This window comes from Neisseria sp. HMSC055H02 (genome assembly GCF_001813335.1).
Lineage (GTDB): Bacteria > Pseudomonadota > Gammaproteobacteria > Burkholderiales > Neisseriaceae > Neisseria > Neisseria sicca_C.
Genome location: NZ_KV812125.1, coordinates 105,833 through 113,141 on the forward strand (window position 1 = coordinate 105,833; position 7,309 = coordinate 113,141).

The 7,309-nt window shown below is 52.4% G+C and carries 6 protein-coding genes and 2 pseudogenes; 2 read left to right on the forward strand and 6 right to left on the reverse strand.

The features are described 5' to 3' along the window. Positions 1–67: 67 nt before the first annotated feature. The 6 genes and pseudogenes from HMPREF2907_RS10535 to aldA all read right to left on the reverse strand — a co-directional run bounded on the left by HMPREF2907_RS10535 (position 68) and on the right by aldA (position 6,174). Complete coding sequence (locus tag HMPREF2907_RS10535; protein ID WP_070636137.1) at positions 68–988, reverse strand: hydrogen peroxide-inducible genes activator; 921 nt, start codon at positions 986–988, stop codon at positions 68–70. A 3-nt stretch (positions 989–991) separates the two neighbouring features. Further along, positions 992–1,267 carry a cell division topological specificity factor MinE gene (gene minE, locus HMPREF2907_RS10540; protein WP_003742768.1) on the reverse strand — a complete coding sequence of 92 codons (276 nt, stop codon included), beginning with the start codon at positions 1,265–1,267 and terminating at the stop codon, positions 992–994. 3 nt (positions 1,268–1,270) lie between these two features. After that, positions 1,271–2,086 (reverse strand): septum site-determining protein MinD, encoded by an 816-nt coding sequence (gene minD / locus HMPREF2907_RS10545; RefSeq protein WP_039406013.1) that lies wholly within the window; start codon positions 2,084–2,086, stop codon positions 1,271–1,273. A gap of 27 nt (positions 2,087–2,113) precedes the next feature. Then, a pseudogene (gene minC, locus HMPREF2907_RS10550) lies at positions 2,114–2,817 on the reverse strand (septum site-determining protein MinC). Positions 2,818–3,041: 224 nt separating this feature from the next. After that, positions 3,042–4,553, reverse strand: a complete 1,512-nt coding sequence (lysS, locus tag HMPREF2907_RS10555; RefSeq protein ID WP_070682649.1) for a lysine--tRNA ligase — start codon at positions 4,551–4,553, stop codon at positions 3,042–3,044. Positions 4,554–4,731: 178 nt separating this feature from the next. Continuing rightward, the gene (aldA, locus tag HMPREF2907_RS10560) at positions 4,732–6,174 is read right to left on the reverse strand and encodes an aldehyde dehydrogenase (RefSeq protein WP_070682650.1); all 1,443 of its coding nucleotides are present in this window, start codon (positions 6,172–6,174) and stop codon (positions 4,732–4,734) included. A gap of 411 nt (positions 6,175–6,585) precedes the next feature. On the opposite strand from aldA, the gene HMPREF2907_RS10565 reads away from it, so the two are divergent. After that, complete coding sequence (locus HMPREF2907_RS10565; RefSeq protein WP_234396311.1) at positions 6,586–6,963, forward strand: hypothetical protein; 378 nt, start codon at positions 6,586–6,588, stop codon at positions 6,961–6,963. A gap of 235 nt (positions 6,964–7,198) precedes the next feature. After that, positions 7,199–7,309 (forward strand): annotated as a pseudogene (locus HMPREF2907_RS13740) (VENN motif pre-toxin domain-containing protein); the annotation flags it as partial.

A 7,309-nucleotide genomic window follows, 5' to 3' on the forward strand; every position in this document is an offset into this window, starting at 1 on the left:
AAAAATGTTTTTCAGACGACCTTTTGATTACTTACAGCAATCGGTTTACACCAATACGCCAACCCTTTTATTCCTTCACAAAACTTACGCCGTGAAGATGGGAATTGAGGATGGCGGTCCGCAAGGCAGTCAGTGCTTTGGGGCGGACGAAGTTCCGACGGTATGCCAAAACGACGCGGCGGTGCGGTACGGAGCCTGAAAATGGGATGATGCTGAAGAGCAAATGGTCGTTTTCGGTCAGTGCGGTAGCGGGCATGACGCTGATGGCGAGACCGCTGGCAACCATGTGTCGGATGGTGTTGATGGAGCTGCCTTGCAGGGTGTTGGTCAGACCTTGGATTTTCTGCTTGGCGGCCAGCTCGGAACAGCTTGATAAAACTTGGTCGCGCATACAGTTGCCTTCCGTCAGCAACAAGACCTGCTCTTCGCTCAACATCTGCGGGGTAACGGCATCGAGTTCTTCGAAATGGTGTCCTTTGGGGACGATGACGAAGAAAGGCTCGTCATACAAAGGCTCGGTGACGATACCCGGCTCTTGGAAGGGTTCTGCGACTACGATGGCATCGACGTCGCCGCGTTTGAGCGATTCGGTCAGGATGTGCGTGTAGTTTTCTTCGAGCATCAGGGGCATTTTCGGCGCGGTTTCGCGCAGGGAAATGATGAGCTTGGGCAGAAGGTAAGGGGCGACGGTAAAAATCAGACCGAGTTTGAATGCGCCTTCCAATTCGTTTTGCTCTTCGCTGGCAAGGTGCTTGATCAGCTCGGCTTCTTCCAACACGCGACGGGCTTGGGCAACGATGCGCTCGCCCGCTTCGGTGGTGATGATGTCGTTGCTGCTGCGGTCAAACAGGGATACCGACAGCTCTTCTTCCAGCTTTTTGATGGCGATGGAAAGGGTGGGCTGGCTGACAAAGCAGCGGCGCGCGGCACGTCCGAAATGACGCTCCTGCGCGACGGCTACGATGTAACGCAATTCGGTCAAGGTCATGTGTTAAGCCTTTTTCTGTTCCGTTTTTTGTTCAGGCAGGGTGATGTTCAATTCGAGAACGTCCATACCGTCCTGCTTTTCTTGGGAAATGCGGATGTCGTCCAGGGAAACGTTGACGTATTTGGACAATACTTCCAGTAATTCTTTGCGCAGGGTCGGCAGGTAGTCGGGAGCCTTTCCTTCTTGAGCGCGTTCTTGGGCAATGATGATTTGCAGGCGGTCGCGCGCGACGGCAGCGGTTTTCGGCTTTCTGCCAAACAACATATCTATTAATGACATGGCTTAGCCTCCGAACAGTCGTTTGAAGAAGCCTTTTTTCTCAGCTTCAAGGAAACGCATTTCGCGGTTTTCACCCAAGAGGCGCGCGATGACGTCTTTGTAGGCTTCGGCAGCAGAAACGCTGTTTTGGTGGATGACGGGTTCGCCGGCATTGGATGCTTGCAGGACGTTTTGCGATTCGGGAATGACACCGATGAGCGGGATGCGCAGGATGTCGCAAATATCTTGTACGGACAGCATTTCGCCTTTGTTGACGCGTTCGGGAGAATAGCGGGTAATCAGCAGGTGTTCTTTAACTGTGCCGCCTTGTTCGGCTTTGCGGGATTTGCTTTGCAGGATGCCCAAGATACGGTCGGAGTCGCGGACGCTGGATACTTCGGGGTTGGTGGTAACGATGGCTTCGTCGGCGAAGTAGAGCGCCATCAATGCGCCTTGCTCGATACCGGCTGGAGAGTCGCAGATGATGTATTCGAATCCCATTTTGTCACTGCTCAATTCCTGCATGACTTTCTCAACACCTTCACGGGTCAGCGCGTCTTTGTCGCGGGTTTGCGATGCAGGCAGAATGAAGAGGTTTTCGCAGTTTTTGTCTTTAATCAGTGCCTGGGTGAGCGTGGCTTCACCCTGGATGACGTTAATCAGGTCATACACAACGCGTCGTTCGCAACCCATAATCAGATCGAGGTTACGCAAACCGACGTCAAAGTCGATAACGGCAGTCTTGTGGCCTCGCAATGCCAATCCGGCTGCAATACTGGCGCTGGTCGTGGTTTTACCTACGCCTCCTTTACCTGATGTTACTACGATGATTTTTGTCACGATATTTCCTTTCAAATTTTGGAACGGTTAATCTGTGTCGATTGCGCTGATAACCAAACGGTTGTCTTGCAATGAAACCTGTACGGCTTTTTTGTGCAGGTGGTCGGGCAGGTCTTGTTCGAAATTGCGGTAGATGCCCGCTACGGAGACCAGCTCCGCCTGCATGGAATGGATAAAGATGCGCGCGTTGGTGTTGCCTTTCGCGCCTGCCAGCGCCCTGCCGCGCATGGGTGCATAGACGTGAATGTTTCCGTCGGCAATGAGTTCCGCACCTTCACTGACGATGCCGGTTACGATAAGGTCGCCGTTTTCCGCATAAACCTGCTGTCCGGTGCGGACGGGGGTACTGATGAGGACGGTCGGGTTATTGATGACGGTTGCCTGGACAGGTGCAGGCTCTTGGTTGATTTTGGGTTGTTGCGGCTCGGATTTGTCGCTGCGGCTGAAAACCAAATGATAACGTGCAGCAAAAGACGACCAACTTTCACTTTCATGGCGCAGCCCTAAAATCTGCATGCCATAACGGGCAAAAGGGTCAGCATAGCTCCGATGTCCAATGACTCGGGATGATCGAAATCCTGTACGTCTAAAACAAAAGGAACAATATCCAATTCTTGATACTGACCGGCGCGCTGGCGCAAAAATTCTTCCAGTTCGGTCAAGTCTGCGGTATGCAGGTGAATAGCCAGTACGTCAAGCCGGGCTGACTTTATGTCGAAGGCGGGTTTCATAGTGAGTAAATCATAAAATTTTTTAATTGTATAAGTTTACCGTGTAAATCTTGGCTATTCAATCCGTTTGGGTCGTCTGAAGTGAAATTTCCCATTCTCTTCTGAATTTCATGAGAAATCGATATAGGTTAATCAAAGTTACAAAGTGGTACAAAAACGACAAAGGTCGTCTGAAAACCAATCTTCCTGTTTTCAGACGACCTTTTCTTTATTATCTGCCTACCTTATTCGGGACGCATTTGCGGGAACAAAATCACGTCGCGGATGGTTTGCGAATCGGTCAGCAGCATCACCAGGCGGTCGATGCCGATGCCGCAACCGCCTGTCGGCGGCAGGCCGAATTCCATCGCGCGGATGTAGTCGGCATCGTAGTGCATGGCTTCGTCGTCGCCCGCGTCTTTTTGAGCCACTTGCGCTTTGAAGCGTTCGGCTTGGTCTTCGGGGTCGTTCAACTCGGAATAGCCGTTTGCCAATTCGCGACCGACAACGAACAATTCGAAACGTTCGGTCAGGCCTTTTTTCGTATCCGAAGCGCGTGCCAACGGGGAAACTTCGACCGGGTAATCGACGATGAAGGTCGGGTTCCACAGTTTGCCCTCGGCGCAACCTTCAAACAGGGCAAGTTGCAGGCTGCCGATGCCGGGGGACGGCGGCAGGCTTTCGCCGTGTTTGACGATTTCTTTTTTCAGCCACTCCGCATCGTTCAACTGCTCGTCGGTGTAGTGTGGATTGTATTTTTTGATGGCTTCGAGAATGGTCAGGCGTTCAAACGGGCTTTCCAAATCGACTTCTTTGCCGTTGTAGCTGATTTTCGCCGTGCCGTTGACCGTGCGCGATGCGTTGCGGATGATGTCTTCCGCCATCTGCATCATGCGTTCGTAGTCGGAGAAGGCTTCGTAGAATTCAATCATGGTGAATTCGGGGTTGTGGCGCACGGACATGCCTTCGTTACGGAAGCTGCGGTTGATTTCAAACACGCGCTCCAAGCCGCCGACCACCAGACGTTTCAGATACAACTCGGGCGCAATGCGCAGGTAGAGCGGGATGTCCAAAGCGTTGTGATGGGTCACGAACGGTTTCGCCGTCGCGCCGCCGGGAATCGGGTGCATCATCGGGGTTTCGACTTCGAGATAATGCTCGTTCACCATGAAATTGCGCACGGATTGGATGATTTGGCTGCGTTTGATAAACGTATTGCGCGATTCTTCGTTGGCAATCAAATCGACGTAGCGTTGGCGGTATTTGGTTTCCTGATCGCTCAAGCCTTTGTGTTTGTCGGGCAGCGGGCGCAGGGATTTGGACAGCAGGCGGATGTCGGACACGCGCACGGTCAATTCACCGTGGTTGGTTTTGAACAAAGTGCCTTCCGCGCCGACGATGTCGCCCAAGTCCCAATGGTTGAAATCGTCCAAAACTTCCTGACTCACGCCTTTGTTGTTCAGATAAAGCTGGATTTGACCGGTCACGTCTTGGATGGTGGCGAAGCTCGCCTTGCCCATTTGGCGTTTGAGCATCATGCGGCCGGCAATTTTGACGGGAACGGCTTGCGGGTCAAGTTCTTCCTTGCTGACTTCGCCGTATTGGGCGTGCAAATCGGCGGCAAAGCTGTCGCGTTTGAAGTCGTTGGGATAGGCAATGCGCTGTTGGCGGATGTTGTGCAGTTTTTCGCGGCGCAGGGCGATGATTTGGTTTTCGTCCAACTGCGGCTCGGTTTGCGGATTGTTTTGTTCGCTCATGGTGTTTTCCGGAAAAATAAATCAGGCGCAATCTTTTTCAGACGACCTGATTGAATCACAAAATTTGCGCATATTTTACGCGATGTCGGTGTTTTTTTCTATAAAGGCAAAAATGCCGCCCGAAACCCGAAAATCGGTTGCAGGCGGCATTTCATTTAACTGAGGCTAATATCGGCAGTTAAATATTGGTTTCCAGATAAACGACTTGGGTTTGCAGATATTCTTCCAAACCGTGTTTGCCGTCCGCGCCGCCGATGCCGGATTTTTTCCAGCCCGCGTGGAAGCCCTGCATGGCTTCGAAGTTTTCGCGGTTGATGTAGGTTTCGCCGAATTGCAGGCGGCGGGTGACGTAGAAGGCTTCGTTCAGGTTGGTGGTGTACACGGAGCTGGTCAGACCGAATTCGCAGTCGTTTGCCAAGGCGATGACTTGGTCGAGCGTGTCGAAAGTGGAAACGGGCAGGACGGGGCCGAAGGTTTCTTCCTTCATGATGTCCATGTTGTTGTCGGTATCGGTCAGCAGGGTCGGCTCGAAGAAATAGCCGCGTCCTTCGGCGCGTTTGCCGCCGCAGACCAGCGTCGCACCTTGTTTGACGGCGCGTTCCACTTTTTCGGCAACGGCTTTGACGGCGCGCTCTTCAATCAGCGGTCCCATTTCCAGCGCGCCTGCTTCGGCTTCGGCAGGGTTGCCGTAGCGCACGCCTTTCATGGCGGCGGTCATTTTTTCAATGAACGCGTCTTTCAGGCTGCTGTGGACATAGACGCGCTCGGCGCAGTTGCAGATTTGACCGGTGTTGCCGACGCGCGAAGCCAAGATGGATTTCACTGCCAAGTCCAAATCCGCGTCTTTCAAAACAATGGCAGGTGCTTTGCCGCCGAGTTCCAGCGAGACTTTGGTGATGTTGGCGGAAGCGGCTTCCATCACTTGGCGGCCTGCTTCGACGGAGCCGGTCAGGCTGACCATATCGACTTGCGGATGGGCGGACAAGGCATTGCCGATTTCCGCGCCGGGGCCGTTCACCACGTTGAACACGCCTGCGGGCAGTCCGACCGCATCGACGATTTCGGCGAAAATGTGGCAGTTGACCGGGGTCACGCTGCTGGGTTTGACGACGATGGTGTTGCCCGTGACCAAAGCGGGGCCCATTTTGCGGGCAATCAGGAAGAAGGGGAAGTTCCACGGCAGGATGCCTGCCACGACGCCCAACGGACGTTTGAACAATAAAATATTTTCGCGCGGGCGGTCGCTTTGGATGATTTCGCCTTCATAACGGCGCGCCCATTCGGCTTGGTAATCGAGATAGTCGGCGGTGAACATGACTTCCACGCGCGCCAAGTCTTTGGTTTTGCCGCCTTCGGCAACGATGGTGTCGGTCAGCTCGTCGGCGCGTTCGCGTATGCCTTGGGCGATTTTGCGCAAATACGCGCCGCGTTCGACCGCAGGCAGCCGCTCCCATGCAGGTTGCGCCGCGCGCGCCGCCGCTACGGCGCGGTCAACGTCAGCTTTGCCGCCTTTGGGTTCGCGGGCGATGGCCTCTTCGGTGGACGGGTTCAATACATCACGCCATTCGCCGTTGAAATCGTTTTCAAAGCGTCCGTTGATGTACATGGCCAATTGTTTCATTTCAAATTCTCCTGTTGTTGTAGTCGTGTGTAGTTTTAGTTTATGCTCAAATTGTCTGGCATACAAGTATATTTTTAGTAGAAATAGATTATTGCGAAAAATAAAATATGGATTATTGTTATAAAATTTTTTAAGCCATTACTTGAAGTCCGATACTGTATATTTTCCATTATCGCGAACACAAAACCGGCACATTTTTGAAAGCGAAAATCCACGCGTTTTATTCATCAATTTGGTTCGATATTCTTTTTTTATTTACCTGAAGCTATGAAAAATAGAAGGATAACCAAATAGGTCAAATAGGAAAAAGTTATTCACACAGATTTTCAGCGGGCGCAGGAATAATTACCGAATAGACACATACCGGCTGCTATTCCATTCTCTCTGCCAATGCACACCCGTGGCCTGATAGTGGATGAATACGGCAAAATAGCCAAAGAGCTGTACAAAATGGGACATAAGACCGAAGCACGTATCATCAGCCGGTTGGCCAAAGAAACCGCCGCTCAGCCGCGTGATACTAAGGCGCAGCAACAGTTTGATGCAGCTGTCAACAACGGCATGACTGCTGAAAAACTGACCCAAAACCTGAAGCATCAACTTGATGAAAGCGAGCAATTCAGCAATCTGGCACGAAAATTGTCGGAAAGCGGACATAAAACGGAAGCGAAACTTATGCAGGATATTGCCGTTGCGGCAGCCGGTCGATCCATTCGGAGGAACATCAGTGGAACGCAGCAATACCCAATCGGCAGAAAAATCGTCCCTATATCAAGAACACGGGGATGACGGATTGACGCGGTAGTTTTGGATCCGGACATACGACAAACCATATTTGCAGAAACCATACGGCGACGACGCTTTAGCCGGCGCGCTGGCATCGGAGGGGCGGAAGCGGCCGCACCCGTCATCGGCAAATGGCTGTACGGCAAAGGCGACGGCGGCAGCCTGAGTGTGGAGGAAAAAGAGACCGTTTCGGCGATCACAAGGATGCTGGGCTGCGGGAAAATCGTCTGCCGATGTAATGCGGGGCGGGATGGCAGCCGATGGAGCGGTGGAGAATAATTTCTATCTGACGCAGGAGGCTTTAAAACGGGACGAACATACAGCCCGTAAAATTTATTCCGTCATAAAA